Here is a 25,937-nt window from a genome sequence, read left to right on the forward strand (position 1 = left end):
GGGGACGCGGGGACGCCGGAGCCGGTACCGAGGGTCGGTCCGGGGCCGGCGTCCTGGGTGGCCGTCGCGTGCCGGCGACTCTGTCCGCGGGGCCGGGCGGAGGCCGAGTGGTCGTCAGGTCGGGTTGTTCGCGCCTGCCGCCACGATCGCCTTGAGCATCGCCGAGTGGATCTGCGAGGGCTCGTTGACCCGCTGGCCGGAGCCGCCGGTCGCCTTGGCGATCTGATCGACCTCCCGCTTGTCGGTGTCGGGGCCCACCGCGATCGCGATCAGCGCCACCGGGCGTTCCGGGTCGGCCAGTTTCCGCAGTTCGGCCACGAGCTCGGACCGGGAGATGCTGCCGGGGTCCTTGTTGACCCCGTCCGTGAGGACGACCACCGCGTTGAACCGGCCCTTGGCGTAGGAGGCGACGGCCGCCTTGTACGCGGCGAGTGTGGTGTCGTACAGACCGGTGTCCCCGTCCGGGACCGGCTTGAGGGACCTGAAGGCCGCCGACAGCTTCGCGTGCTGGGTGGCGGCGCCCTTGCCGTCGCCGAGCCGCCCGGTCGGCACGAGCACACGGTAGTCCTTGTCGCCGTCGAGCTTCGTGGAGAACTTCCACAGCCCGATCTCGTCCTCGGGGGTGAACGTGGCGAGCGCCTGGAGCAGGGCCGTCCTGGTGACCTCCATGCGGGAGCGGTCGCTGCCCGGTACCAGCTCGGACATGGAGGCGGAGGCGTCGACGACCGTGGTCATCCGGGCGTTCTCCACCGTGATCGTCCACATGCCGAGGGCCTCCTGCACGGCCTCCGCCGACGACGGTCCGGTCAGGACGCGCGCGTACGGCTGCGGAGAGCTCCCGCCCGCCTCGGTGACCAGCGTGTCCGACGGGTTCTCCGCGTCCGTGCGGAAGCCGAACAGGCGCAGGAACTGCCGAGGTGCCGGCTCCTCGAGCAGCGTCATGAACCGCAGGGCCGCACGGCTCTCGTCCGTGCTCAGCCCTGGGTTGTCGACCAGTGTGTACGGGTAGTCGAGGAGCGGCGCGCCGTCCTCGGGGTAGAAGAGGTCGAGGCCGGCGCCGGCGCTCCGCGAGGCGTTGTGGGTGAACGCCGCCTGCTCGGAGAGGATCAGCGCCTGATTGCGCCCGGCATCGCTCCGACCGGTGCCGGAGGAGTCGCGGAGCAGGGTGTCCAGGACCTGGGTGTCGCTGTCGGACGTGCGCCGCGAGAGGGTCTTCGCCATGGCGGCAGCCTGGGTGTCCCCGCCCTTGCCCCGGGCGGCGGCCGCGCTGAGCCGGGTGAGCGCGAGCAGTCCCGTCGAGCTGTGGGCGGGATCGGCCGTGCCCAGCCTGAGCGCTTCGTCCGCCGTCGTCGACCCGGCCAGCTCGGTCCAGGTGTATGTCTTCCTGGGCCAGCCCAGTGCCTTGGCGGCCGAGGGGACCATGGCGACGCCGATCGGTGAGGAGGCGACGTTGCCCGCGCCGGTGACCTGCGTCGCGGTGCTGGACTCGGCGACGCGCTGCACCCACACGCCGGAGTCCGGGACCCAGACCTGCGCGTCGGTCTTCTTGCCCGACCGGAGTTCGTCGGCGACCTTGTAGGACTCGCGCGCCCTCACCCTGACGTCGAGACAGCGGCCGTCGGAGGTGATGTTCTTCTCGCGGGCGTCCTCGGCGGTGGCCCTGAGTGCCGGCGCGATGTCCGGCGAGGCGACCACCTCGATGTGCACGGCGTCGTCCTGGCAGGAGCCCTCGAAGGAGAGCAGCCCCCCGCGGACGGCGGCGGCCGCGCCCCCGGCGACGGTGAGGACGAGCGCCGTCGCGACGGCCACATTCCGGCGGCGTGCGCGGGTCCGGGGGTCGGCGGTGCCCGCCCGGTGCGCGTCGGGCAAGCTGTGACGTCCCATGACGGTGATGTTCCTCCCGGGTGAGGCCTGAGCCGTGAGAGAGCCGTAGAACAGGCAAGGGGGAAGTACGCGCCGTACGGCGCCCGCCCCCCAACGGCCTGTCGCGCACGATCTTCGCAACTTCTTTCGAGACCCTAGCGGGGCGAAGATGGGGATGAGGCGGGATTACCCAACTGGAGGCGGGAGTGCAGGTGGAGGCTGGGTCGGTGGGGGATTCCATTCCGGGGACGGAGGGGCTGACACGACGGATTCTCCGGGACGAGACGCTGCTCGTCCTGGCGCTGTCGCTCGGCGCGAGCGGAGTGTCCGCGCTGATCAGTTTTGTCGGATCGGTCACCAAACCGGGGGGTCTCAAGGACCAGGCGGCCACCCTCAACGCCTCGGCGGCACCGGGCCGTCCCTGGCTCGATCTGGCCTGGCAGCTCTTCGGCATCGCGTCGGCCCTGGTGCCGGTCGCGCTCGTCGCGCACCTGCTGATGCGCGAGGGCAAGGGCATGCGGGTGATCGGCTTCGACCGGACGCGTCCCTGGCCGGACCTCGGGCGGGGTGCCGTGGTCGCGGCGGTGATCGGCAGTACGGGGATCGCCTTCTATCTGGCGGCACGCGGGTTCGGCGCCAACCTCACGGTGGTGCCCGAGGCGTTGCCGGACGTGTGGTGGAAGTTCCCGGTGCTGATCCTCTCGGCCGTGCAGAACGCCGTGCTGGAGGAGGTCATCGTCGTCGGGTATCTGCTGCGCCGGCTCGGGCAGTTGGGCTGGACGCCGGGGACCGCGCTGATGGCGAGCGCGGTGCTGCGCGGCTCGTACCACCTCTACCAGGGCATCGGCGGGTTCGTCGGCAACATGGCGATGGGCGTGGTCTTCGTCTGGCTGTACCGGCGTTGGGGCCGGGTCGGGCCGCTGGTGGTCGCGCACTCGCTGCTCGACATCGGGGCCTTCGTGGGGTACGCGCTGCTCGCGGGCAAGGTGGGGTGGCTCCCGACGGCGTGAGCCGAGCAACGGGACCTGATCTCGACGGATCGCGAAGGGGCGTACGACCATCTCGTACGCCCCTTTCGTGTGCTGCGGCGCGAGGCCCGAAGGCTGTTACGCGAGCAGTTCACCCTCGATGACGGTGACCGCGTGCCCGGTCAGGAGGGTGCGGTCGCCGCGCACTTCGGTGCGGACCAGGCCGGAGCGCGGGGAGGCCTGCAGGCCGGTGAGAGCGGGGCGGCCGAGGCGCTCGGACCAGAACGGGGCGAGCGCCGTGTGGGCGCTGCCGGTGACCGGGTCCTCGTCGATGCCGACGTTCGGGAAGAAGCAGCGGGAGACGAAGTCGTAGCCCCGGGAGGGGTCTTCGGCGCGGGCGGTCGCGATGATGCCTCGCTCGGAGTAGCGGGCGAGCGCCTTGTGGTCCGGCGCCAGACCGAGGACCGTCTTCTCGTCGGCGACCTCGACCAGCAGGTCACCGGTGTTCGGGCCGGTGTCGAGGGTGGTGAGCGGCTGGGCGCCGAGTGCCTCGGCCACGCCGTCGGGGATCTCGACCGGGGTGAGCGGCGCGGTCGGGAAGTCCAGGGTGATCGAGCCGTCGGCGTCGGGCGTGGCGATGAGAACACCGCTGCGGGTGGCGAACCGCACGGGGCCCTCGTGGGCGCCCGTGCCGAGCAGGACGTGCGCTGCCGCCAGGGTCGCGTGCCCGCACAGGGCGACCTCGGTGGTGGGGGTGAACCAGCGCAGCGCCCAGTCGGCCTCGCCGCCGTCGGGAAGACGGTGCGTGAACGCCGTCTCCGCGTGGTTGACCTCCCTGGCCACGTTCTGGAGCCAGGCGTCGTCCGGGAAGGAGTCGAGGAGGAGGACCCCGGCCGGGTTGCCGGCGAAGGGACGGTCGGTGAAGGCGTCGACGATACGAATGCGCATGTCCCGAAGCTAGCGCTCGCGGGAAGCCGTGGGCCAAGGCCAATCCGGGGGATCTGGACTCTTGTCGGCCCGGGCGGGCGGTGAGGGCCGGGGGAGGCACAGAGGGCGAGGGCGGCAAGGTGGCCGGGTGGCACGGTGGCGAGAGCGGGACGGTGGGCACCGGTGGCACGGGTGTCGTGCGTCGTGGTGACGGCGGGTGTCACATCCGTGGGCCCGGCGGTGTCTTCATGCCGAGGAAGCAGACGTCCGAGGAGGACACCATGGTGATACGCGTTCCGAAGGCCCAACTCCCCACCGAACTCCGCGCAGACATGATCGCGCGGCTCGGTGCCGTGCCCGAGCCGGTCGAGGTGGTGTGGCACAGCCCGAAGGTCGCCACGTCCAACTTGGAGTTCTCGGCCAGGCTGGCCGAGTGGGACGAGGCCGACGCGAGCCTCAAGTCGTTCGCGCACATGGCGGTCGCGGCGCAGGTGGGCTGCAACTGGTGCCTCGACGTCGGCTATTTCCAGGCTCGGAACCAGAACCTGGACCTGGCCAAGGCGAGCCAGGTGCCGCGCTGGCGGGAGTCGGACGTGTTCACCCCGCTGGAGCGGGACGTACTGGAATACGCCGAGGCCATGACGAACACACCGCCGACCGTCACCGACGAGCTGCATGCGAGCCTGCTCGACCGGCTCGGCCCGGCGGCGATGGTCGAACTCACGGCGTACATCGCCTTCGTCAACATGGCGACCAGGAACAACAACGCGAACGGGATCTCCTCGCAGGGCTTCTCCGATGCCTGCGAGATTCCGCTGGCCGCGCGTCCTGGGATGTCCGCCGTGGTGTCGCCGACGTGACGGAGAACCCGTTCGTGACGCATCGCAGCCTGCTGTTCACCGTCGCCTACGAGATGCTCGGCTCGGCGGCCGACGCCGAGGACGTGGTGCAGGAGTCCTGGCTGCGGTGGGCCGACGTCGACCCCGCGCGGGTGCGTGACCCGCGGGCGTATCTCGTCCGGGTCGTCACCCGGCAAGCGCTCAACCGGCTGCGGTCGTTGTCGCGCAGCCGCGAGGACTACGTCGGCGAGTGGCTGCCGGAACCGCTCTTGACCAGCCCCGATGTCGCCGAGGACATCGAACTCGCGGAGAGCGTCTCGATCGCGGTGCTGACCGTGCTGGAAACCCTCGGTCCGACGGAGCGGGCGGTCTTCGTGCTCCGCGAGGTCTTCGATGTGCCGTACGGGGAGATCGCCGAAGCCGTCGGGAAGTCCCCGGCCGCGGTGCGGCAGATCGGGCGGCGGGCGCGCGAGCACGTCGCGGCCCGGCGGCCTCGGACGCGGGTGAGCAGGTCGGAGCAGCAGGTCGTGGTGGAGCGGTTCCTGGAGGCGTTGCGCACCGGGCGGTTGCAGGAGCTGGTGGAGGTCATGTCGCCCGACGTGGTCCTGATCGCCGACGGTGGCGGGCTCGCCGCCGCCGCTCTCGCTCCGATCCACGGGTCCGGGCCGGTGGCGACGGTGCTCACGCGCGCGGGCCGGGCGGGAGCGACCGCGATCGAGACGACGCTCGTGTGGCTCAACGGCGCGCCCGCGGGCCGGATCGAGATCGACGGCGAACTCGCCACGGCGCTGAGTGTCGTGGTGGAGAACGGGCAGGTCACCCGGGTCTACCTGGTGAGGAACCCACGGAAACTGACGAGCCTCGACAAGCCGACGGGACTCGCCAGGTAGACCGCGGCTGATCCGGGCGTAGGGAAAGGAGGGTGGCGGAGGTACGTGGTGGACGGGAGCCCGGGGCGCGCCCGGCCCACCACGGAGCTCATGGTGGCGGCACCCTCGCAGCTGTACCAGGCCTGGGCCAAGGCCCGAAGCCCTTGACCACACGGCCTTGACCTTGGGGTGAGGGGCTCCGTGGCATCCGGCAGCAGAGCCCCCGCGAAAACCGTTTGGCGGACCACGGCGAGCACTGCTAACTTCCGGGAGGCCGTGCGAGAGAACGAGGAGGTGGTACCCGTGAACGTATTGACATGGGTGCTCTCCTCAGGGGTCACGGTCGGGCGATAGGTCGTCCGGGAGCGCCGTACATGAGCACTCCCGAAAGGCACGACCATGCAGTTCACTTCTGAGCAGCGCCTCGATGACGGTGTCCTCGAGCGCGAATTCACCCTTGGCGAGATCCCCGGCATCCTGTGGACGCCCGCATCCGCATCCGCGCCGGCGCCGCTGATCCTGATCGGCCACCCTCCCCTCGGACTGCGCAAGATGTACCCCCGGCTGGCGGGGCGGGCCCGGCACTACGCGGCGGAGTACGGCTGGGCCGCGGCCACCATCGAGCTCCCCGGGAGCGGTGACCGGCCCCGTTGGGCCGCCGCCGAGCAGGCCCGCGCCGACCTGCGCCGGGCGATGGAGGCCGGTGAGCCGGTGAGCGACGAGATCGTCGACGCCCTCGTCCTCCCGCTGGTCGACAAGGCGGTCCCGGAATGGCAGGCCGCCCTGGACGCGCTTCTTTCGCTGCCGGAGATCGGCGGCCCGGTCGGGTTCGAGGGGGGAGTGATCTCCATCGGCATCCGCCTCGCGGTGGTCGAGCCGCGCATCGCGGTCGCCGGCTTCTTCGCCGGGAGTTTCGTCCCCGCCGCCATCTTCGAGGAGGCCCGCCAGGTCACCCTTCCGCTGCGGGTCCTGTTGCAGTGGGACGACGAAGGGAACGACCGGCAGGCGGCCCTCGACCTGTTCGACGCCTTCGGCTCCAAAGAGAAGTCCCTGCACGCCAACCTCGGCGGGCACACCGGCGTCCCGCGGTCCGAGATGGAGGACGGGGCCCGGTTCTTCGCCCGGCACCTGAAGTGAGGCCGGGCCGTCAGGCCGGCAGCACACGGTAAGCGGCGTCGGCCATGATGCCGTCATCGAGGACAGGCCCCGGCCCTCCTCGGTGACGGCGCCCGGCAGATGCACAGCCGCCAGACCTCGACCCGCGGTGACTCAGGCCGGATGCAGCACAGCCATGGCGATCTCACGCACGCGGTCCTGCGTGATCCCGGTGCGCTGTTCGACGGCGAGCGGGTGGTCGGTGGGCTCCAGCTCGATGAAGGGGCGCTTGCCGACCGGTCGCGTGTGGGCGTTGGTCTTCAGGTCGGTGGTGCCCTCGGAATAGAGCGCGAGCTCGGTGCTGAGCCAGCCGAAGTACGGCCTCTCGGCCTCGCGGCCCTCCGTGTTCCACACCTCGAGGGCGCGGGCGAAATTCTCCTTGCTCAGAGAGACCCAGACACCCCAGGAGAAGACGTCCTGGCTGCCGATCACAGGTATCTCGATCAGCCCCCTGATGAAGAAGTGCCGGCCCCTGATCACGCACTGGTCAGACGACAGCATGCTGTCCGGATCACTCTCGAAGCGGGGATCCCAGACGTCAGGGGCCATGGTCGAGTAGCTCATGGGGAGCTCCGCGTGGTGGTCGCCGCAGCATGAGCACGTGAAACCGAGATCGCTGGTCATGGCGCGAGCCTAGCGAGCACCCGCACAGGGGTTTGTCCGGCCCGTCCAACAGCGCCTGGTGCCGTCACCCAGGCCCGGCTCGCTGGCCCCGTTCGGTGAAACGTCGACGGGACGAACAGGCCGGTCGTCCGCAGTGGGACCGGTGCGTCTTCGCTGAGGCAGGTCGGCTGTCGCTCTCAAGGGGTTGTCATCAGAACAGTCTCGATATATCGTTGACGCATCGCGACCGATCAACGATGGAATGGAGTGATTGCGATGCGTTCCCGTGGAGAAGACTTCGGATACGAACAAGGACATGGACACCACGGTGGATCCGGCCATCGAGGTCGGGGCGGCTTCGAGGGGCGGCGGGGGGCTTTCGGGCCCTTCGGGCCGGGTGGTCCCGGCGGCGGCCCCGGCTTCGGTGGACCCGGCTTCGGCCCGGGTCCCTGGGGCGGGCGCGGCGGCCGGGGCGGACCGCGGGGGAGGGCGCGGCGCGGCGACGTACGAGCGTCGATCCTCGCCCTGCTCAAGGACCGGCCCATGCATGGTTACGAGATGATCCAGGAGATCGCCGAGCGCAGCGGCGGGGCATGGAAGCCCAGCCCGGGTTCGGTGTACCCGACCCTTCAGCTGCTCGAGGACGAGGGCCTGATCGTCAGCGAGGCCGAGGGCGGCAAGAAGCTGTTCGCCCTCACCGAGTCCGGCCGCAGCGCGGCCGAGGAGGGCCCCGACGCGCCTTGGGAAGAGGCCGGGCGAGGGGTCGACTGGGAGACGCTGCACGAGATCCGGCAGGCCGGGTTCGGCCTCATGGAGGCCTTCGGCCAGGTCTGGAAGACCGGCAGCAAGGGTCAGCGCGACAAGGCGCTGGCGGTCATCAACGACGCCCGCAAGAAGCTGTACCTGATCCTCGCCGACGAGGACTGACGGCGTGCTGTGGTACCTGCCGGCGCCCCGTGGAAGTGTTTCCGCGGGGCGCCTTTCCGCATATGGAGCGCCGAGCGCCGCTTCGGGCGACGCGCGGCCGTGCGAGGCTCAGGCGACCAGCCCGGCCAGTTTGCGCAGCGACTCGTCGAGGGCGGCCGTCGCCGAGTCCTTGAGCTTGCCGGCCATCAGCGAGACGGCCGCACCCGTGAACTCCCCGTCTATGCGCACGGACGTGGCGCCGCCGTCGGGGGCGAGCGTGTAGCGCGTGGTGACGTTCACCGACATCGGACCCTTGCCGCGGATGGCCAGCGTGCGGCCGGGCTCCAGTTCGTCGATGGTCCAGGTGACCTCGGCCGGGAAGCCCATGAGCTTCATGTTCTCCGTGAAGGTGCCGCCCACTTCGAGCTTTTCCGGGCCGCCCTTCGGGAAGTCGGTGTGCGTCGCGTTCCACTCGCCGTACGCGGACCAGTCCGTGAGCTGGGCCCAGATCTTCTCGGCGGGCGCCTCGATACGTGCTTCCGCGCTGACTTCGGCCATGCGACCACCCCTTCGTGTCGGGCGCTGCGCCCGGCGCAGCTACGGTGTCGCGGAACGTAGTCGCAGGTCGTGGAACATTCAATACTGATGAACCGTCAGAAATTGTGGAGGGCCCCGGAGGACGAGCTTCGGTGCGGCATGGGTTGCCTGCGGAGCTCGGGGCAAGGCGGCGCGCGCCCTTGAGGGGGAAATCGGCGCGAAGTCATCCGCAGGGAGGAGAACCCGCACCGGGTTGCCCAACCTGCGTGGGACGTGAAGATGCTGCCCGCCGCGGATGACCCGGCTCCCCGGGACTGATGAGGTGGGGGTTGTGTCGTCCCGTATCCCCCGGCAGTCCGCCCGCGAGAGCGGCCGGAACCACCCCGACATCGAGGCCGGACTCAGCGCAGAGCTGGCCTCGGTGGTCTCCGGCGCGCGCAGAAGAGCGCTGCGGGACGGGGACCGGCAGATCGACACGGCCCATCTGCTGCACTCGCTGCTGGAGTCCGACCCCGAGGTGCGCGCCGTCTTCGACGGCGGGGCGCAGGTCGCCCGGCTGCTCGGCTACCTCGTGCAGCGCAGCATCGGTTACGGACTGCGCTGGCAGAGCACCGTCGAGGACTTCGGCGCCGGGCCGGTGGTGGTCGATGCGGGCTGGTCCCCGGTGGCGGCGGGGGCCATGGAGGAGGCGTACGCGCGCGCTGTTCTGCGCGGCGACGAGCGGGCCCGCGGTCTCGACCTGCTCGCGGCACTCGTCGCCGACCGCCGGTCGCGGGCCGCCGAGGTCCTCGGGCGGGCGGGGGTCGATCTCCCGCCGCTGCTGGAGCGGATCGAGAGCGGCTGCGAGGAGCCGGTGGGCCGGGGCGACGGGGGCCGGTGAGCCCCGGCGGGCGCGGAGGCGGGCGGAGAAGCGGGCGGAGAAACGGGCGCCGAGGCGGGGGCTCGGTAGCCGGTCGCCGTTGTCCGCCGGTGCGGTCGGTGGGGTCCGGCGGGTCGTCGGTGCGACCGGGTGCCGGCGTCCAGTCGTTGAGACAGGTGTCATCGGGGGTGACGGTCATGTCGTCGCCTGTCATCATGTGCCCGTGCATACGTCTCAGGGGAGTCAGGGGAACCGCGGAAGGGGCGTCGGCCTGAGCCTGGCGCTCGTGTCGGCGGTCGCCTTCGGTGGTTCGGGTGTCGCGGCCAAGCCGATGATCGAGGCCGGGCTCGACCCGCTCCACGTGGTGTGGCTGCGGGTCGCGGGCGCCGCCCTCGTCATGCTGCCGCTGGCCGTGCGGCACCGGGCGCTGGTCAAGCGGCGCCCCGCGCTGCTCGCCGGGTTCGGACTGCTAGGCGTGGCCGGAGTCCAGGCCTTCTACTTCGCCTCGATCTCCCGCATCCCCGTCGGTGTCGCCCTGCTCGTGGAGTACCTCGCCCCCGCGCTGGTGCTCGGCTGGGTGCGCTTCGTGCAGCGCCGGCCGGTGACGCGTGCCGCGGCCCTCGGCGTCGTCCTCGCCGTCGGCGGACTCGCCTGCGTGGTGGAGGTGTGGTCGGGACTGAGCTTCGACCTCGTCGGGCTCCTGCTCGCGCTGGGCGCCGCCTGCTGCCAGGTCGGCTACTTCGTGCTGTCCGACCAGGGCAGCGACGCGGGGGACGAGGCACCCGACCCGCTGGGCGTGATCGCGTACGGGCTGCTCGTCGGCACCCTCGTGCTGACCGCGGTCGCGCGCCCCTGGACCATGGACTGGTCCGTCCTCGGCGGCAGCGCGGACATGAACGGGACCTCCGTGCTCGCCTCGCTGCTCCTCGGCTGGATCGTGCTCATCGCCACCGTCGTCGCGTACGTCACCGGGGTCCTCTCCGTGCGCAGGCTCTCCCCGCAGGTCGCGGGCGTCGTGGCCTGCCTCGAAGCGGTGATCGCCACCGTCCTGGCCTGGGTCATGCTGGGCGAGCACCTCTCGGCGCCGCAGATCGTCGGCGGCGCGGTGGTCCTGCTCGGCGCGTTCATCGCGCAGTCGTCGGCCCCGGCGAAGCCCTCGCAGGAGCCGGTCGCGAGTGGGCCGGGCGACGCCGAAAGGGAGTTGGCGGCCCGCGGAACGGCCGTCTAAGGTGCTGATCATGCCGACGACGCTCGTTCTTCCGCCTCCGGCCGCCTGAGGCGGGCACACCGGAATCCCGGCCCGGCCCCGTGCCGGGCGGAACGGCGCTGCCCGCAGAAGAAGTCCGAGGACCTTTCCGTACGCCCCCGCCGTCATGGCACGGGCTGCGACGTGGTCCCTTCCTGACCTTCTGCGGATCTGCGGAGAGAACACGTGTCGAACCATGCTGTCGGCCTGCCCGTCGGGCGAGGCCTGCTCTATCTGATCGTCGCCGGTGCCGCCTGGGGCACCGCGGGCGCCGCCGCGTCGCTGGTCTACCGGGCCAGTGACATGGGGCCGATCGCCCTTTCCTTCTGGCGCTGTGCGGGCGGACTCGCCCTGCTGCTCGCCGTACGCCTGCGCCCGGGCCGGACCGCCGACCGCTCCGCCGTGCGGGAGCCGCTCCGCCGCAAGGCGCTGCGGATCGGTCTGACCGGCCTCGGGCTGGCTGTCTTCCAGACCGCCTACTTCGCCGCCGTCGAGGCGACCGGCCTGGCGGTGGCGACCGTCGTGACGCTGGGCGCCGGGCCCGTGCTCATCGCGCTGGGCGCCCGCCTGGCCCTGGGGGAGCGGCTCGGCCGCGGCGGGAGCGTCGCCGTCGTCGGAGCGCTGACCGGGCTCGGGGTGCTGGTGCTGGGCGGCGAGGGTGCCGCGGTGCGCCCCTGGGGTGTCGCGCTCGCGGTCCTCTCCGCGGCCGGATACTCCGCGATGACGCTGCTCACCCGGTGGTGGGGGCGCGACGGTCGCTTCGACGGGGGCGGTACGACGGTGTGGACGTTCGCCGTCACCACCGTCTGCCTGCTGCCGTTCGGGCTCGCCGAGGGGCTGGTCCCGCATGCCGCGCAACCTGCCCAGGTGCTGGCCCTGCTGGCGTACATCGCCGCCGTCCCCACGGCGCTGGCCTATGCCCTCTTCTTCGCCGGTGCCGCCGTCGTCCGCTCCGCGACCGTGTCCGTGATCATGCTCCTGGAGCCGGTCAGCGCGGCCGTGCTCGCCGTCGCTCTGCTCGGTGAGCGGCTCACCCTGCCGACGCTCGCCGGCACCCTGCTGATGCTCGGCTCGGTCGCGGGACTCGCGGTGGCCGAGACGCGCGCCGCGGGGGCCGAACGGCGCTCGGCCCCCGAGAAGGAGGCGGCGCTCGTGTGAGGACGGACGGGCACCGGTCCGGGCGGGGGCCGGTGCCCGTCCAGGGCGTCGGGTGCGGGCCCGGGAGGGCCGGTGTTCCTACGGGCCTCCCGGGCGCGCGCAGAGGCCGGTGCCCTCCGAGGTGCCGGCCGGGGCGCGGCCGGTGTGCTTCTGTGCGGGGCGGGTGCGGGACCGTGTGGGTCCGCACCCGCCCCTCACCGGTCGATGTCCCGGACAGCTCGCCTGGTCACAGGGCGGTCAGGTAGCCGGGCACTTCGATGCCCGGCGCCAGGTCGTCCGCCGGGACCGGGGCGCCGTACCCCTTCGTCAGCGGGAGCACGCCGGTCCAGTGGGGGAGGGAGAGGTCCTCGGGCTCGTCGTTCGGGCCGCCGCTGCGCAGCTTGGCGGAGACCTCGTCCAGATCCAGGCGGATCACGGCGGTGGCCGCGAGTTCCTTGGCGTTGGCGGGGCGGGAGTCGCCCGAGCGGCCGGGGACGACGTGGTCGACCAGCGCGTCCAGCGCCACGCGCCGCTCGTCGGGGTCGGTCACCTGGTGGGCGATGCCGTGCACCACCACGGAGCGGTAGTTGATCGAGTGGTGGAAGGCCGAGCGGGCCAGTACCAGTCCGTCGACGTGGGTCACGGTGAGGCAGACGGCCAGCCCGGGATCGGCCTGGCCGGTCATCCGCAGCGGGCGCGAACCCGTCGAGCCGTGCACGTAGAGCCGCTCGCCCACCCGTGCGTACAGCGTGGGCAGGACGACCGGCGCGCCGTCGCGGACGAAGCCGAGGTGGCAGACGTACCCCTCGTCGAGTATCGCGTGCACCAGCTCGTGGTCGTACGCGGCGCGCTCCTTGGAGCGGGTGGGGACGGTGCGGTCGGTCGGGGTGTAGGCAGCGGACTGCGTCGTCCTCGGCTGGGTGCTCGTCTCCGGCATTGCCTTCTCCATTGCACTAGTGCATAATCTCTTTTGTGCTAGGAGAGTATCGGATCGAAGGCCGTCGCGCAGCCGACATCGCCGCCAGTGTCGAGCGGGCGGTGGGGTCGGGTGAGCTGGAGCCGGGTCAAACGCTGCCGCCGATGCGGGAGTTGGCCGAAGAGCTCGGGGTCAACGCGAACACGGTCGCGGCCGCCTATCGCACGCTGCGCGAGCGCGGGGTCATCGAGACCGCGGGCCGGCGGGGCAGCCGGGTCCGCCCGAAGCCGGCCACCACGGGGCGCGATCACCTTCGCGTCGACGTCCCCGAGGGTGTGCGGGACGTGGCCGACGGCAATCCCGACCCCGCCCTGCTGCCCGCCCTCGCCGAGGCCTTCGCGGCGGCGGCCCGGCAGTCCGACCGCCATCCCGTGCAGTACGGGGAGGACGCCGTCGAACCGGAGCTGGGGCGACTCGCGCGCTCCGGTCTCGACGCGGACGGGGTGCCCGCGGGGCCCGTGGTCGTGACCTCTGGATCGCTCGACGCCATCGAGCGCGTGCTGATGGCGCACCTCAAACCCGGCGACGCGGTGGCCGTCGAGGATCCCGGCTGGGGCAGCCTGCTCGACCTCGCCCCGGCGCTCGGGCTGCGCACGGTCGGTGTCGGCGTCGATGACGAGGGTCCCCTTCCCGACGACGTGCGACGTGCGCTGACCGCCGGGGCGCGGGCCCTGATCGTCACGGACCGGGCGCAGAATCCCACCGGCGCCGCGATCACCGCCCCGCGCGCGCGTGCCCTGCGTTCCGTGCTCGGGGAGCACCCGGAGACGCTGCTCATCGAGGACGACCACGGCCACCGGATCGTCGACCTGCCCCTGTACTCCCTCGCCGGGGTCACGCACAGCTGGGCCTTCGTGCGCTCCGTCGCCAAGGCGTACGGGCCCGACCTGCGGCTCGCCGTGCTCACCGGCGACCCCGTCACCGTCGACCGCGTGCACGGGCGGCAGCGGCTCGGGCCCGGCTGGGTGAGCCGCCTGCTGCAGAAGGCCGTGGTCCACCTGTGGACGTCCGGCACGGTCGACGCCGGGGCCGTGGCGGCCTCGTACGGGCGGCGCCGCGACGCGCTGATCGGCGCCCTGAAGGCGCGCGGCGTGGAGGCGCACGGGCGCAGCGGGATGAACGTCTGGATCCCCGTCCCGGACGAGACCGGGGCGGTCGCCCGGCTGCTGCATGCGGGCTGGGCGGTCGCGCCCGGGGCACGCTTCCGGATGGGCTCGCCGCCGGGCGTCCGGATCACCGTCTCGACGCTTCGGTCCGAGGACATCGAGCCGCTCGCGGACGCCGTCGCGTCCGCCGTGGGACCGGCACCCGCACGCCGCTACGTCTGAGGTGCCGGTGCCGGTGCCGGTGCCGGTGCCGTAGGGGCCGGACGGCGGGTGCCCGGGGGCGCGGACGGCCGGTGTAGTGAGGCCCGTACACCCGGTGTCGTCAGGCCCGTACACCCGGTGTCGTGGGGCCCGCGCGCGGGTGCCGTGGAGGCGCCGACGGCCGGCGCCGCGGGCGTCAGCGGCGCGGCCTCGCCTGGGTGAGGGCCGCGCCCGCGAGGACGATCACCGCGCCGACCGGCGTCGACCAGGCCAGCGACTCGCCGAGGATCGCGACACCGGCAGCGGTGGCGATCACCGGGATGAAGTACGTGACCATCTGGGCCGTCGTCGGGCCGACCTCGGCGACGATGCCGTACTGGAGGAGCATGGCCAGACCGGTGCCGAGGGCTCCCAGGGCCACGACCGCGAGCAGCGGCACCACCGCGAAGTGGCGGGGCAGCGTGGTGAACAGCGGCGTGACGAGAGCCAGTTGGGCGGTGGCCAGGAGCAGCTGGGCGCCGGTCATCGACAGATGCGAGTGGCCGGTGCCGGCCAGTGTCCGGCGGACGTAGATCCACCCGATCGGATAGCTGAGCGAGGCGAGCAGGGCCATCGCCGTGCCCGTGGCGTCCAGGCCGTGGAAGCCCTGCCAGACACCGAGGACCGTCAGGACGCCGAGGAAGCCGATGCCGAGACCGGCGACTCTGCGCCGGGTCGGCCGGTCCTCGGAGAGGGCGACCAGGGAGAGGGCCATGCCCCACAGCGGCGACGTCGCGTTGCAGATGCCCGCGAGCGTGGAGGGGATGGTCAGCTCGGAGTAGGCGAAGAGGGAGAACGGCAGCGCGTTCAGCAGGAGGGCCGCGACGGTGAGGTGTCCCCACGTCCGTGCCCCGCGCGGCAGCCGCTCCCGCTTCACCGCCATCGCCGCCGCGAGCACCGCGGTCCCGAACAGCAGCCGCCCGAAGGTGACCTGGAACGGCGCGTAGCCCTCCGTGCCGACCTTGATGAGCAGAAAACTGAAGCCCCAGATCAGCGAGAGGACGCCGAAGCGGATACGCCAGTCGAGGGCGGTGCGGCGGCGGGGTGCGACGCCGGTCGGCGTGACGGGTCGAGGAGTGGCGACGGTGCTCATGGGGCCAACAATGAAGCAGAACGATCTCTTAGCACAAGCGAGAATTTCCGAGCGTTATCTCGTAGCATTGCTTACATGTTGAATCTGGAGCGCCTGCGCACCCTCGACGCCCTCGCACGGCACGGCTCGGTGAGCGGCGCGGCCGAGGGGCTGCACGTGACCACGTCGGCCGTGTCCCAGCAGATGGCGAAGCTGGAGCGCGAGGTGGGGCAGCAGCTGCTCGCCAAGAACGGCCGGGGGGTGCGCCTGACCGACGCCGGGCGGCTGCTCGCCGAGCACGCGGCGCGCATCCTGTCCCAGGTCGAGCTCGCGCAGTCCGATCTGGAGGCGCAGCGCGGTCAGGTGGTCGGTGAGCTGCGGCTCTCCGCGTTCCCGACCGCGGCGCGCGGACTGTTCCCGGCGGCGCTCGCCGCGCTGCGCGCAGACCACCCGGGACTGCGTGTGCGCTCAAGCGAGCTGGAACCGGAGGCCGGAGTCGCGGGGGTGGTGCGCGGGGACCTGGACCTGGCGGTCGTGCTCGACTGGCACAACAAGCCGATGCCGCTGCCCGACGGCCTGGTGAAGGCGTCGATCCTCGACGACCCGGCCGATGTGGCCATGCCCGTCGGCCATCGGCTCGCGGGCCGCGACGAGGTGGATCTCGGGGACTTCGCCGACGACGAGTGGATCACCTGGGCCGAGGGCGAGTTCTGCCACGAGTGGCTGATGTTCACCCTGCGCTCCAAGGGCGTCGAACCGCGCATCGGGCACCGCGCCGCGGAGACGCACACCCAGCTCGCACTGGTCGCAGCCGGCCTCGGCGTGTGCGTGGCCCCGCTCCTCGGGCGCCATCCGATGCCCGAGGGGGTTGTCACGGTGCCGGTGCATCAGCGTGTGCGCCGCCATGTGTACGTCGTGTGGCGGGCCGACGCCGACCGCCGACCCTCGATCAGGGCGGCGGTGGACGCCTTGCGCAGAGCCGGTGAGGCCGTCAAGTAGGCCCCGCTGAAGGGTGGTTCGGCTACATCGGAGGGAGCTTGCGGAAGTCCCACGAGGCGATCGCGTCCGGAGTCAGCCGCATCCAGGCGTGCCGGCCGTCGTGCGGCATCTCCTCCAGGCCGAAGTTCTTGCGGGCGAACAGCGTCTCCGGGACGTCGAGTTCGGCGCACAGTTCGCCCGTGCGCGGGAACTCGCCCACGAACTCCACCGTGCCGGACAGCTCGACGCCCCGCAGCTCCCCGTACTCCTCGCCGGAGTCGATCACCACCGCGACCCGCGGGTCGTTGCGCAGCTGCACCCAGCGCTTGCTGCGCACCACCGAGTACAACCACAGCGAGGTGCCGTCCCAGGTGAACCAGAGGGCACTCACATGCGGGACTCCGTCCTTCGACACGGAGGCGACACGGCAGGTGCGCTGGGTGGTGAGGAACTCGTCCAGTTCACCGGGAGTCATCATGATCTTCCGGCCTCTGCGCTGAGTGACGGCCATACGGTCCCCTCTTCTTCTCTTCTTCTGTGTGTCGGCCCTGTCCGTGCCGAGCTCCGCCGGCGGCCCGCCCCGGGCCCGCCGAAGTATTCTGACGTTCCGTCAGAAAAGCATGAGGCGTCTTCCGTCCTCACGCAATGGTCGTTACGCTCGCCCGCCCCGACCCGCGACGACAAGGAGAGTCATGCCGTCGTTCGAACAACTCAGTGAACTCCTCGACCCCGTCGGCACGGTGCTGCTGACCGTGGAATGCCAACAGGGTGTCGTGGGCCTGGACAGCGCGCTACCGGAACTCGCCAAGGAGGCACGGTCCTCCGGAGCGCTCGCCCGTGTCGCCCGGCTGGTCGACGCCGCGCACGAGAGCGGGGTGCAGGTGATCCACGCGGTCGCCGAGCGCCGCCCCGACGGTCGCGGCGCGAACCGCAACGCCCGGCTGTTCCGGGCCGCAGAGCGGTTGCCCGTGCAGCAGTTGACCGGTTCGACGGCGGTACGGATCGCGCCGCCCATCGAGGTCGCCGAGGAGGACTTCGTCGTACGCCGGCTGCACGGTCTGTCGCCGATCGCGGGCACCGACGTCGACCCGCTGCTGCGCAACCTGGGCTGCCGCACCCTCGTCGTGACCGGAGTCTCGGCCAACATCGCCATCCCCAACGCCGTGTTCGACGCCGTGAACCGCGGCTACACCGTCGTCGTGCCCGCGGACGCCGTCGCGGGGGTCCCCTCCGAGTACACCCCCGCCATGATCAGGAACACGCTCGCGCTGGTCGCCACGATCACGACCACCGACGACGTGCTCGCCTGCTTCAAGCGGCGCCGCCCCTGACATCGCGGGCGGTCAGGCGAGCATGATCGAGTCGCCTTCGACGGTGATGGTCTTGGCGGCCAGCGCGCTCGTCGCCGGCCCCTTCTTCACACTGCCGTCGGTGGCGGAGAACTCGCTGTGGTGGCAGGGGCAGTTGATGACACCGTTCGCGATGCCCTTGACCGCACAGCCCATATGGGTGCACTTGGACGAGAAGGCCTTGAAGGTGCCCGCCGTCGGCTGGGTCACCACGACGCCCTGGTCGGCGAAGACCTTGCCGCCGCCCTCCGGGATGTCGGAGGTCTTGGCGAGTTCCGTGCCGCCCGCGTTCCCGGCCGCGCCGTTGTCGGAGCCCACGGTGTCGGAGGCATTGTCGTCCGCCCCGCACGCGCTCAGCGCGACGGCGAGCCCCGCCGCGCCGACCGCCGCCACGACGGTGCGCCGGGCCGGTGCCGGTGCGGGGTGAAGCGATTCGCTGGTCATGCTGGCTTTCCCTTCAACGGGCGAGATGTGGATCTGCCCAGAAGTACGGTCCCGCCCCGCACGCTGTTCAGGGGATGGAGACTTCTTGACCGGATCGACAGCGTCCCGACAGGAGAGCCGCCGCGATCCGCGGACCGCTCCCGGGCAGCGTCCGCCGGGCGGGACCACCCCAGTAACCTGGGGCGATGCTCAAGGAAGTGAACGCCACCCGCTACATCACGCCGCTGCGTGAGGGCGGCTCGCTGCCGGGACTCGTCGAGGCCGACGACCTCGGGACGTACGTCATGAAGTTCACCGGCGCGGGACAGGGGCGCAAGACACTCGTCGCGGAGGTCGTCTGCGGCGAACTCGCCCGGCGGCTCGGCCTGCGGGTGCCGGGCCTGGTGACGATCGGCCTCGACCCGGTCCTCGGGCTCGCCGAACCGGACCAGGAGGTCCAGGAGCTGCTGAAGTCGAGCGGCGGCCCCAACCTCGGGATGGACTTCCTCTCCCGCGCCATCGGGTTCGACCCGCTCGCCTTCGAGGTGAGCGCCGAGGAGGCCGGCCGGATCGTCTGGTTCGACGCCCTGGTCAACAACGTCGACCGGTCCTGGCGCAACCCCAACCTGCTGATGTGGCACGGCGACCTGTGGCTCATCGACCACGGCGCCACGATGATCTGGCACCACCACTGGCCCGGCGCGGAGGCCTCCGCCGCCAAGCCGTACGACGTCTCCGACCACGCGCTCACGCCCTTCGGCCCGGACATCGCCTCGGCCGCCGCCGAGCTGGCCCCGCTGGTCACCGAGGACCTGCTCGCCGAGGTCACCGCGGAGATCCCCGAGGCATGGCTGGTGGACGAGCCCGGCTTCGACTCGCCGGACGCGCTGCGGCGCGCCTACGCACGGCCGCTCCTGGCGCGCGCCGGCGTCATCCACGAGCGGATCAAGGGCATCGACGGCTTTGAGGGGGACAAGTGAGCGAGCGGGACGTCTTCGAGTACGCGCTGCTGCGCGTGGTGCCGCGGGTCGAGCGCGGCGAGTGCTTCAACGCGGGGGTGCTGGTGTACTGCCGGGCCCACTCCTTCGTCGCGGCGCGCACCCATCTGGACGAGAACAAGCTGTTCGCGCTCGACCCGGACGCGGACGTGGTGGGCGTAAGGGCCGCGCTGCGCGCGGTCGAAGGTGTCTGCACCGGAGGAAAAGCCGCTGGTCAAGCGGCGGGCGACGACGCCGGACGGCGATTTCGCTGGCTGATCGCGCCGCGTTCGACGGTGGTTCAGCCGGGTCCCGTGCACACCGGCCTGACCGCCGATCCGCGCGCCGAGGCCGACCGGTTGCTCCAGTTGCTGGTCAGGTAATGGATCACACGCGCGCGGTGTGCCGTTGACACCGAGTGCCAGGGCTTCTAGCGTCACGTCTGCTGAAGGTACTAAGCGGTCGCTCACTGGATGGGCGTACCGTATGAGCCGCAGGTCTTTCGGGACCACCGAAGGCGCCGCAAGGTTGTCGAGACAGCTTGGCCGGGCTTGGGCCGGCTTTTCCAAGGGCGAGGAGAACCAGCAATGTCCACCACTGAGCAGCGCGTCGCCGTAGTCACCGGTGCCGCGCGCGGCATCGGCGCCGCGACCGCCGTACGTCTGGCCGCGGAGGGCCGCGCCGTCGCGGTGATCGACCTCGACGAGGCCGCGTGCAAGGACACCGTGGAGAAGATCACCTCCGCCGGTGGCAAGGCCATCGCCGTCGGCTGCGACGTCTCCGACGAGGCCCAGGTGGAGGCCGCCGTCGCGCGGATCGCCGAGGAGCTCGGCGCGCCGACCATCCTGGTGAACAACGCGGGTGTCCTCCGTGACAACCTGCTGTTCAAGATGAGCGCGTCCGACTGGGACACCGTCATGAACGTGCACCTGCGCGGTGCGTTCCTGATGGCGAAGGCCGTCCAGAAGTACATGGTGGAGGCCAAGTTCGGCCGCATCGTCAACCTGTCCTCCTCCTCGGCGCTGGGCAACCGCGGCCAGGCCAACTACTCCACGGCCAAGGCCGGTCTCCAGGGCCTCACCAAGACCCTGGCCATCGAGCTCGGCAAGTTCGGCGTCACCGCGAACGCCGTGGCGCCCGGCTTCATCGTCACCGACATGACCGCCGCCACCGCCGCCCGCGTCGGGATGGACTTCGACGACTTCCAGGCCGCGGCCGCGACCCAGATCCCCGTGCAGCGAGTCGGCAACCCCGACGACATCGCCAACAGCATCGCGTTCTTCACCGGCGAGGCCGCCGGATTCGTCTCCGGCCAGGTGCTGTACGTCGCCGGCGGACCGCTCAACTAGGGCCGGGGGAAAAGCACATGACCACTCTCCCCGAACTCTCGGGCAAGGTCGCGCTCATCACGGGCGCGAGCCGCGGCATCGGCTACGGCGTCGCGGAGGCCCTCGTGGCCCGCGGCGACCGCGTCTGCATCACCGGCCGCAACGAGGACGCCCTCAAGGAGGCCGTCGAGACGCTCGGCGCCGACCGCGTCATCGGTGTGGCCGGCAAGGCCCACGACGAGGCCCACCAGGCCGTCGCCGTGGAGCGCACCATGGAGGCCTTCGGGCGCATCGACTTCCTGGTCAACAACGCCGGTACGAACCCGGTGTTCGGGCCGATGGCCGAGCTGGACCTCAATGTGGCGCGCAAGGTCTTCGAGACCAACGTCGTCTCCGCGCTCGGCTTCGCCCAGCAGACCTGGAAGGCCTGGCAGAGCGAGAACGGCGGCGCGATCGTCAACATCGCCTCCGTGGCAGGCCTCGCCCCCTCGCCGTTCATCGGCGCGTACGGCGTCAGCAAGGCCGCGATGATCAACCTGACCGTGCAGCTGGCGCACGAGTTCGCGCCCAAGGTCCGGGTCAACGCGATCGCGCCCGCCGTGGTGAAGACGAAGTTCGCGGCCGCGCTGTACGAGGGCCGTGAGGCGGAGGCCGCCGCGGCCTACCCGCTCGGCCGGCTCGGCGTGCCCTCCGACATCGGCGGCGCCGCCGCGTTCCTCACCTCGCAGCAGTCGGACTGGGTCACCGGTCAGACGCTCGTGGTCGACGGCGGGATCTTCCTCAACGCCGGAGTCGAGTGACACGACGTCCGTGCGGACGCTGTCCGCGCGCCGGGGCCCTGCGCCCCGCGCGCGCGGGCAACCGGCCGGCATCTTGTCGGGAGTTGACGGAATCGGTGTCCGCTTCGAGGAGCGAGAAGTCCGGTATCCGGCGATTCGGCGGATTCACAGAGCTCTGACAACGTAGTCACAAATGTGCTGATCAAGTGCCCTGCCGGGAACATGGTTCCCCCGGCGGGGCACTGCGGTATGGTCTGCCGACCCTTGGTACGGCAGATCGAGGAGCGTGCGCGTGTTCAACCGGAACCGGTGTCTTCGACAGCTTGCGGCGGTCACGTCCATAACCTTGGTGGCCGGGTGCGGCGTTCTCTCCTCGGGATCGTCCGACGACGAGGGACCGATCGTGGTGGGCACCACCAGTGCCCCCAGCACGCTGGACCCGGCCGCCTCCTGGGACGGCTCGTGGGAGTTGTTCCGCAACATCTACCAGACGCTGCTGGGCTATCCCACCGGCTCGGTCACCCCGAAGCCCGACGCCGCCAAGAGCTGCGGGTTCACGGACGGATCCAATCGGACCTACCGCTGTGTGCTGCGTCCGGACATGAAGTTCTCCGACGGGGACCCCCTCGACGCCCGGGCGGTCAAGCACTCCATCGACCGGATCAGGAAGATCGGTGTACGCGGAGGCCCCGCCGGCCTGCTCGGCAGCCTCGACCGGGTCCAGGCGCTGAGCGAGCGCGAAGTCGTCTTCCACCTCAACAAGCCGGACGCCACGTTCCCGTTCGTCCTGGCCACGCCGGCGATGTCGATCGTCGACCCCGACGACTACCCCGCCGACGCCCTGCGCAAGGACAACAAGGTCTTCGGCTCCGGGCCCTACAGCCTGCGGTCCTACAAGGAGGGCCAGCAGGCCGAACTCGTCAGGAACGATCACTACGACGGCTTCGCCGAGCGCAAGAACAACGCGGTCACGATCCGTTACTTCCCGAGCTCGGCCCAGATGGTGAAGGCCCTGAGGGACAAGAAGATCGACGTCACCTACCGCGGCCTCGCCGCCGCGGACATCGTCGCCCTCCGGGGGCGAGGCTCCAAGTCGGAACTCCAGCTCATCGACGGCACGGGCACCGAGATCAGTTACCTGGTCTTCAACCCGAAGGACAAGTGGGCCGGGAAGCTCGCGGTCCGCCAGGCGATCGCCCAGATCGTCGACCGGCCGGCCATCACGCACAAGGTCTACAAGGGCACCGTCGACCCGCTCTACTCGATGGTCCCCGCCGGCCTGATCGGGCACACCACCGTCTACTTCGACGACTACGGCAGGCCGAGCGCGCCCAAGGCCCGCAAGATCCTGCGGGACGCGGGCATCAACGAGCGTGTCCCGCTCACCCTCTGGTACACCACGGACCGCTACGGCTCCGAGACGGCCCCGGAGTTCCGCGAACTCAAGAGCCAGCTCGAAGGCTCCGGCCTGTTCACCGTCACGCTCAAGAGCCGCCCCTGGAAGACCTACGAAGCGGGCTACCGCGACGGGGAGTACCCGGTGTTCGGCCGAGGCTGGTTCCCCGACTTCCCGGACGCCGAGAACTTCATCGCGCCCTTCGTCGGTCAGCAGAACGCGCTCGGTACGCCTTATCCGGCCTCGCGGATCACCGACGACCTGCTGCCCGAGTCGCGCGGCGTCAGCGACCGGGCGGCGGTGGTCAAGGAGTTCGAGGAGGCCCAGCAGATCCTGGTCGACGACGCCCGGCTGCTGCCTCTGTGGCAGGGCAGGCAGTACGTGGCCGCGAACGGGGAGATCTCGGGCGCCGAGCGGGCGCTCGACCCGTCGACGATCATGACGATGTGGGAGCTGGACCGTAAGACCAGCTGGTAGCGGACCCGGGGACCGGTTGCCCGCAGAACAGGGCAACCGGTCGGTGACGCGGGTGACGGGAACCGATTGTCAGTGGGCGACGGTAGGTTCTGTGGTCTGGAAGTCACCGCACATCGAAGGAAGTTGACGTGACCGATATCGCCATGCTGCCCGAATCCTGGCGCGGCGTCCTGGGTGAGGAGCTGCAGCAGCCCTACTTCAAGGAACTCACCGAGTTCGTCGAGGAGGAGCGGGCGAAGGGTCCCGTCTATCCGCCGCGGGAGGAGGTCTTCGCCGCGCTCGACGCCACCCCGTACGACCGGGTGAAGGTGCTCGTCCTCGGTCAGGACCCGTACCACGGCGAGGGCCAGGGGCACGGCCTGTGCTTCTCGGTCCGTCCGGGCGTGAAGACGCCGCCGTCGCTGCGGAACATCTACAAGGAGATGAAGGAGGAGCTGGGCACCCCGATCCCGGACAACGGCTATCTGATGCCGTGGGCCGAGCAGGGCGTGCTGCTGCTCAACGCGGTGCTGACCGTCCGCTCCGGCGAGGCGAACTCGCACAAGGGCAAGGGCTGGGAGAAGTTCACGGACGCGGTCATCCGCGCGGTGGCCGACCGCCCCGACCCCGCGGTCTTCGTGCTGTGGGGCAACTACGCGCAGAAGAAGCTCCCGCTGATCGACGAGGAGCGGCACGTGGTGGTGAAGGGGGCACACCCCTCACCGCTGTCCGCGAAGAAGTTCTTCGGCTCGCGTCCCTTCACGCAGATCGATGAGGCCGTGGCCGCCCAGGGCCATGAGCCGATCGACTGGCGCATCCCGGACCTGGGCTGACCGCCGAGCCGCTGGCCAGGACCGTCACCGGCCTGGCCCAGCGGCGTACGGGGGCGCCTGAGCGGGATTGCCAGTGGCTCCGGCTAGCGTCGTGAAGGACAGTGACGAGCCTGGAGGACGCGGTGGCGGAGCAACAGGAGCAGGCGGCGCCGGACGCCATGATGACCCGGATCGGACAGGCCGTCATGCTGCACCACGCCGGTGACCGCGAGGAGGCCCGCGGCCGCTTCCTGCACCTGTGGGGTGAGATCGGCGAAGGCGGCGACGCCCTCCACCGCTGCACGCTGGCGCACTACATGGCCGACACCCAGGACGACCCCGCTGACGAACTCGCCTGGGATCTGCGGGCCCTGGCGGCGGCCGAGGAGCTCACCGGCGACCGGATCGCCGAACGCCACCAGTCCCTCGCCGTCCGCGCGATCTACCCCTCGCTTCATCTGAACCTGGCCGCCGACTATGTGAAGCTCGGCCGCTCGGAGGCCGCCCGTACTCATCTGCGCCGGGCCCGTGGCGCGGTCGGCGTCCTCGGGGACGACCGGTACGGGGACGGCGTCCGCGCGGCGATCGGCCGCCTGGAGCTTCGCCTCGAGGACACCGGCACCCCGGCGGAGACCGGCGGACCCGACCGTTTCGGCGGCCCCGGCGGCGAGACACTGGGACCGCCCAGACAGCGGCCCTGAACCCTGTCCCGCCCCGGCGCGTGGCCTCGAAGGCCGCCTCTCCGGGGTGTCTCACCGACCGACCGACCGGCTGGCTGGCCTGGCCCGCGACCGGGCCCGCGTCCTGGCCCGCGGTCCGGACAGGGTGCGGCGGGCTGCGTCAGTGTCCGTACGTCTTTGCGCAGATGACCGCCTCCGGGCTGTCCGCCGTCCAGCCCCCGTACTTCCTGCCGAGGGCGCAGAGATCAGACCTCTTCGGCAGGTCGGAGGTGCCGGGCGGGCGGGCGACGCGGGGTTTCGGATGCCGCGGCTCGGTATGCGGGGCCGGGCGGGAGCGCTGCGGAGGGGGCGCGGGAGCCACGGCCTGCGGTGCCTGGGGCGGGGGAGTCGCCCGGTGCCGGGCCGCCTCGTCGGGTGAGGGCTTCCATGAAGGGCCGACGCGCTCCAGTGCCTCCCGCGCCGGCGCCTGCACGATCTGAGGCCCCGCCTTGCTGTCCGGACGGGGCACGCCGGTCCCGGACGGTGCGGAAGGAGAGCCGGAGGCGGGCACCGGCTGGACGGTCATACAGCCGGAGAGGGCGGTGACTGCCACGGTGACCAGGAGCGTTGCGGTCGTCGTCGTTCGATACACCCACACAACTCTGCTGGTTCCGGGCCGCTTTGGGGAGCGGAGAAGCCCAGGATGCCCCGCACGAGTGATCCTTCCGCTCCTCCGGCGGACGCGGAGACCGGCGAGCTGACCCGCCGCCGGGGTGCGCGGGTTCCTCCGGGGCGGGACCGGAGCCCCGGACGACCGCGGCGCCTGCCGGTGCCTCAGGGCGCCAGCATCCCCCTCAACAGCTCTCCCAGGCTTTCCCGCAGTGCGTCCAGGCCCGGCACCGAATCGTGGAACGACCCGGCCACGCACGAGAACATCAGCCCGTCGCACCACGCGGCCAGCGACAGGGCGTGCCGCGCGGGATCGTTCGAGCCGCCCGCCGTGACGAGCGCGGTCACTGGATCCCGGAAGCGTTGCCCGGCCGCGTCGAAGAACTCCCGCAGCTCGGGGCGCCGGGTCGCCTCGAGGGCGAGCTCGTAGCGGGCGACGCACAGCTCGCGATGACGGGTCAGGTACCGGTGCAGTGCCAGGGCGAGACCATGGGCGAGGGCATCGGGTCCGCCGCTCGGATCAGGCATCTCGTCGAGCGTCAGCACCTGCGCCTCGCGCTCCGCGAGCCTGCGTACCGCGGCCTCCAGCAGGGCGAGCCGGGTACGCGCGTGGTTCGAGGTCGAGCCCTGGGGAAGTCCCGCCGTCTCGTCGACCGCGCGGTGGGTCAGACCGCGCATCCCGCGTTCGGCGAGCAGACCGAGGGCGGTGTCGGCGATGAGCTCGGCGCGGGACGTACCGGGGTTGCGTACGGGCATGGAGCCAACCTACCCCGCTCACTACATCTGTAGTACGGTCAAGGCGTTCCTT

General features: G+C 71.3%; 28 protein-coding genes. 18 read left to right on the forward strand and 10 right to left on the reverse strand.

Annotation, left to right across the window (positions count from 1 at the left end):
* Positions 1-114: 114 nt before the first annotated feature.
* Complete coding sequence (locus OOK38_RS27155; RefSeq protein WP_266756264.1) at positions 115-1,884, reverse strand: substrate-binding and VWA domain-containing protein; 1,770 nt, start codon at positions 1,882-1,884, stop codon at positions 115-117.
* Between the two features lie 185 nt (positions 1,885-2,069).
* Here OOK38_RS27155 and OOK38_RS27160 point away from each other — a divergent pair, with 185 nt between their 5' ends.
* Positions 2,070-2,873 carry a CPBP family intramembrane glutamic endopeptidase gene (locus tag OOK38_RS27160; RefSeq protein ID WP_266756262.1) on the forward strand — a complete coding sequence of 268 codons (804 nt, stop codon included), beginning with the start codon at positions 2,070-2,072 and terminating at the stop codon, positions 2,871-2,873.
* Positions 2,874-2,969: 96 nt separating this feature from the next.
* Here the strand turns inward: OOK38_RS27160 and OOK38_RS27165 are convergent, their stop codons facing one another.
* On the reverse strand, positions 2,970-3,779 hold the full coding sequence (locus OOK38_RS27165) for a PhzF family phenazine biosynthesis protein (RefSeq protein ID WP_266756260.1): 810 nt from the start codon (positions 3,777-3,779) through the stop codon (positions 2,970-2,972).
* Between the two features lie 260 nt (positions 3,780-4,039).
* Between OOK38_RS27165 and OOK38_RS27170 the strand changes: the two genes are divergently transcribed.
* The 3 genes from OOK38_RS27170 (at position 4,040) to OOK38_RS27180 (ending at position 6,603) form a co-directional block, all read left to right on the forward strand.
* Positions 4,040-4,618: a carboxymuconolactone decarboxylase family protein gene (locus OOK38_RS27170; protein ID WP_266756259.1), complete on the forward strand. Its 579-nt coding sequence runs from the start codon at positions 4,040-4,042 to the stop codon at positions 4,616-4,618.
* Entirely contained in the window at positions 4,615-5,487 is an 873-nt protein-coding gene (locus tag OOK38_RS27175; protein ID WP_266756257.1) for an RNA polymerase sigma-70 factor, read from the forward strand. Before OOK38_RS27170 ends, OOK38_RS27175 begins: the two co-directional genes overlap by 4 nt.
* Positions 5,488-5,865: 378 nt before the next feature.
* Positions 5,866-6,603 (forward strand): alpha/beta hydrolase, encoded by a 738-nt coding sequence (locus tag OOK38_RS27180; protein WP_266756255.1) that lies wholly within the window; start codon positions 5,866-5,868, stop codon positions 6,601-6,603.
* 132 nt (positions 6,604-6,735) lie between these two features.
* Here the strand turns inward: OOK38_RS27180 and OOK38_RS27185 are convergent, their stop codons facing one another.
* A complete protein-coding gene (locus OOK38_RS27185; RefSeq protein ID WP_266848864.1) occupies positions 6,736-7,245 on the reverse strand; it encodes a DUF2199 domain-containing protein in 510 nt (169 codons plus the stop codon).
* Positions 7,246-7,500: 255 nt separating this feature from the next.
* On the opposite strand from OOK38_RS27185, the gene OOK38_RS27190 reads away from it, so the two are divergent.
* Positions 7,501-8,151, forward strand: coding sequence for a PadR family transcriptional regulator (locus OOK38_RS27190; protein ID WP_266756251.1), 651 nt, complete (start codon positions 7,501-7,503; stop codon positions 8,149-8,151).
* 108 nt (positions 8,152-8,259) lie between these two features.
* Here OOK38_RS27190 and OOK38_RS27195 read toward each other — a convergent pair whose 3' ends face one another.
* Positions 8,260-8,688 (reverse strand): SRPBCC family protein, encoded by a 429-nt coding sequence (locus OOK38_RS27195; RefSeq protein WP_266756249.1) that lies wholly within the window; start codon positions 8,686-8,688, stop codon positions 8,260-8,262.
* A 310-nt stretch (positions 8,689-8,998) separates the two neighbouring features.
* Here OOK38_RS27195 and OOK38_RS27200 point away from each other — a divergent pair, with 310 nt between their 5' ends.
* The 3 genes from OOK38_RS27200 to OOK38_RS27210 all read left to right on the forward strand — a co-directional run bounded on the left by OOK38_RS27200 (position 8,999) and on the right by OOK38_RS27210 (position 11,930).
* On the forward strand, positions 8,999-9,547 hold the full coding sequence (locus OOK38_RS27200) for a Clp protease N-terminal domain-containing protein (RefSeq protein ID WP_266756248.1): 549 nt from the start codon (positions 8,999-9,001) through the stop codon (positions 9,545-9,547).
* Positions 9,548-9,743: 196 nt separating this feature from the next.
* Positions 9,744-10,754: a DMT family transporter gene (locus OOK38_RS27205; protein ID WP_266756247.1), complete on the forward strand. Its 1,011-nt coding sequence runs from the start codon at positions 9,744-9,746 to the stop codon at positions 10,752-10,754.
* A 204-nt stretch (positions 10,755-10,958) separates the two neighbouring features.
* On the forward strand, positions 10,959-11,930 hold the full coding sequence (locus OOK38_RS27210; protein WP_266756246.1) for a DMT family transporter: 972 nt from the start codon (positions 10,959-10,961) through the stop codon (positions 11,928-11,930).
* 226 nt (positions 11,931-12,156) lie between these two features.
* On the opposite strand, the gene OOK38_RS27215 is transcribed toward OOK38_RS27210, so the two are convergent.
* Positions 12,157-12,846, reverse strand: coding sequence for a pyridoxamine 5'-phosphate oxidase family protein (locus OOK38_RS27215; RefSeq protein ID WP_266756245.1), 690 nt, complete (start codon positions 12,844-12,846; stop codon positions 12,157-12,159).
* Positions 12,847-12,881: 35 nt separating this feature from the next.
* Between OOK38_RS27215 and OOK38_RS27220 the strand changes: the two genes are divergently transcribed.
* Positions 12,882-14,213, forward strand: coding sequence for an aminotransferase class I/II-fold pyridoxal phosphate-dependent enzyme (locus tag OOK38_RS27220; protein ID WP_266756243.1), 1,332 nt, complete (start codon positions 12,882-12,884; stop codon positions 14,211-14,213).
* 175 nt (positions 14,214-14,388) lie between these two features.
* Here the strand turns inward: OOK38_RS27220 and OOK38_RS27225 are convergent, their stop codons facing one another.
* Positions 14,389-15,324, reverse strand: coding sequence for a DMT family transporter (locus tag OOK38_RS27225; protein ID WP_266756241.1), 936 nt, complete (start codon positions 15,322-15,324; stop codon positions 14,389-14,391).
* A 75-nt stretch (positions 15,325-15,399) separates the two neighbouring features.
* Here OOK38_RS27225 and OOK38_RS27230 point away from each other — a divergent pair, with 75 nt between their 5' ends.
* The gene (locus OOK38_RS27230) at positions 15,400-16,302 is read left to right on the forward strand and encodes a LysR family transcriptional regulator (protein WP_266756239.1); all 903 of its coding nucleotides are present in this window, start codon (positions 15,400-15,402) and stop codon (positions 16,300-16,302) included.
* A gap of 22 nt (positions 16,303-16,324) precedes the next feature.
* Here the strand turns inward: OOK38_RS27230 and OOK38_RS27235 are convergent, their stop codons facing one another.
* Positions 16,325-16,792, reverse strand: coding sequence for a pyridoxamine 5'-phosphate oxidase family protein (locus OOK38_RS27235; protein ID WP_081223215.1), 468 nt, complete (start codon positions 16,790-16,792; stop codon positions 16,325-16,327).
* A gap of 181 nt (positions 16,793-16,973) precedes the next feature.
* Here OOK38_RS27235 and OOK38_RS27240 point away from each other — a divergent pair, with 181 nt between their 5' ends.
* Complete coding sequence (locus OOK38_RS27240) at positions 16,974-17,612, forward strand: cysteine hydrolase (RefSeq protein ID WP_266756237.1); 639 nt, start codon at positions 16,974-16,976, stop codon at positions 17,610-17,612.
* Positions 17,613-17,624: 12 nt separating this feature from the next.
* Here OOK38_RS27240 and OOK38_RS27245 read toward each other — a convergent pair whose 3' ends face one another.
* Positions 17,625-18,074 (reverse strand): Rieske (2Fe-2S) protein, encoded by a 450-nt coding sequence (locus tag OOK38_RS27245; protein ID WP_266756235.1) that lies wholly within the window; start codon positions 18,072-18,074, stop codon positions 17,625-17,627.
* A 185-nt stretch (positions 18,075-18,259) separates the two neighbouring features.
* Between OOK38_RS27245 and OOK38_RS27250 the strand changes: the two genes are divergently transcribed.
* The 7 genes from OOK38_RS27250 to OOK38_RS27280 all read left to right on the forward strand — a co-directional run bounded on the left by OOK38_RS27250 (position 18,260) and on the right by OOK38_RS27280 (position 24,502).
* The gene (locus tag OOK38_RS27250) at positions 18,260-19,033 is read left to right on the forward strand and encodes a HipA family kinase (protein WP_266756233.1); all 774 of its coding nucleotides are present in this window, start codon (positions 18,260-18,262) and stop codon (positions 19,031-19,033) included.
* Entirely contained in the window at positions 19,030-19,413 is a 384-nt protein-coding gene (locus OOK38_RS27255; RefSeq protein ID WP_266756231.1) for a DUF3037 domain-containing protein, read from the forward strand. Before OOK38_RS27250 ends, OOK38_RS27255 begins: the two co-directional genes overlap by 4 nt.
* Positions 19,414-19,617: 204 nt before the next feature.
* Positions 19,618-20,379 (forward strand): 3-oxoacyl-ACP reductase FabG, encoded by a 762-nt coding sequence (gene fabG / locus OOK38_RS27260; RefSeq protein WP_266756229.1) that lies wholly within the window; start codon positions 19,618-19,620, stop codon positions 20,377-20,379.
* A 17-nt stretch (positions 20,380-20,396) separates the two neighbouring features.
* Positions 20,397-21,158 (forward strand): SDR family oxidoreductase, encoded by a 762-nt coding sequence (locus OOK38_RS27265; protein ID WP_266756227.1) that lies wholly within the window; start codon positions 20,397-20,399, stop codon positions 21,156-21,158.
* A 271-nt stretch (positions 21,159-21,429) separates the two neighbouring features.
* Complete coding sequence (locus tag OOK38_RS27270; RefSeq protein ID WP_266756225.1) at positions 21,430-23,010, forward strand: ABC transporter substrate-binding protein; 1,581 nt, start codon at positions 21,430-21,432, stop codon at positions 23,008-23,010.
* Positions 23,011-23,138: 128 nt separating this feature from the next.
* Positions 23,139-23,822: a uracil-DNA glycosylase gene (gene ung, locus OOK38_RS27275; protein ID WP_266756223.1), complete on the forward strand. Its 684-nt coding sequence runs from the start codon at positions 23,139-23,141 to the stop codon at positions 23,820-23,822.
* Between the two features lie 122 nt (positions 23,823-23,944).
* On the forward strand, positions 23,945-24,502 hold the full coding sequence (locus OOK38_RS27280) for a hypothetical protein (protein ID WP_266765582.1): 558 nt from the start codon (positions 23,945-23,947) through the stop codon (positions 24,500-24,502).
* A 139-nt stretch (positions 24,503-24,641) separates the two neighbouring features.
* On the opposite strand, the gene OOK38_RS27285 is transcribed toward OOK38_RS27280, so the two are convergent.
* Together OOK38_RS27285 and OOK38_RS27290 are read right to left on the reverse strand one after the other, a co-directional pair.
* Positions 24,642-25,112, reverse strand: coding sequence for a hypothetical protein (locus tag OOK38_RS27285; RefSeq protein ID WP_266756221.1), 471 nt, complete (start codon positions 25,110-25,112; stop codon positions 24,642-24,644).
* A gap of 182 nt (positions 25,113-25,294) precedes the next feature.
* Positions 25,295-25,885 (reverse strand): TetR/AcrR family transcriptional regulator, encoded by a 591-nt coding sequence (locus OOK38_RS27290; RefSeq protein WP_266756219.1) that lies wholly within the window; start codon positions 25,883-25,885, stop codon positions 25,295-25,297.
* Positions 25,886-25,937 lie beyond the last annotated feature (52 nt).

This window comes from Streptomyces sp. NBC_00568, assembly GCF_026341855.1.
Taxonomy (GTDB): domain Bacteria; phylum Actinomycetota; class Actinomycetes; order Streptomycetales; family Streptomycetaceae; genus Streptomyces.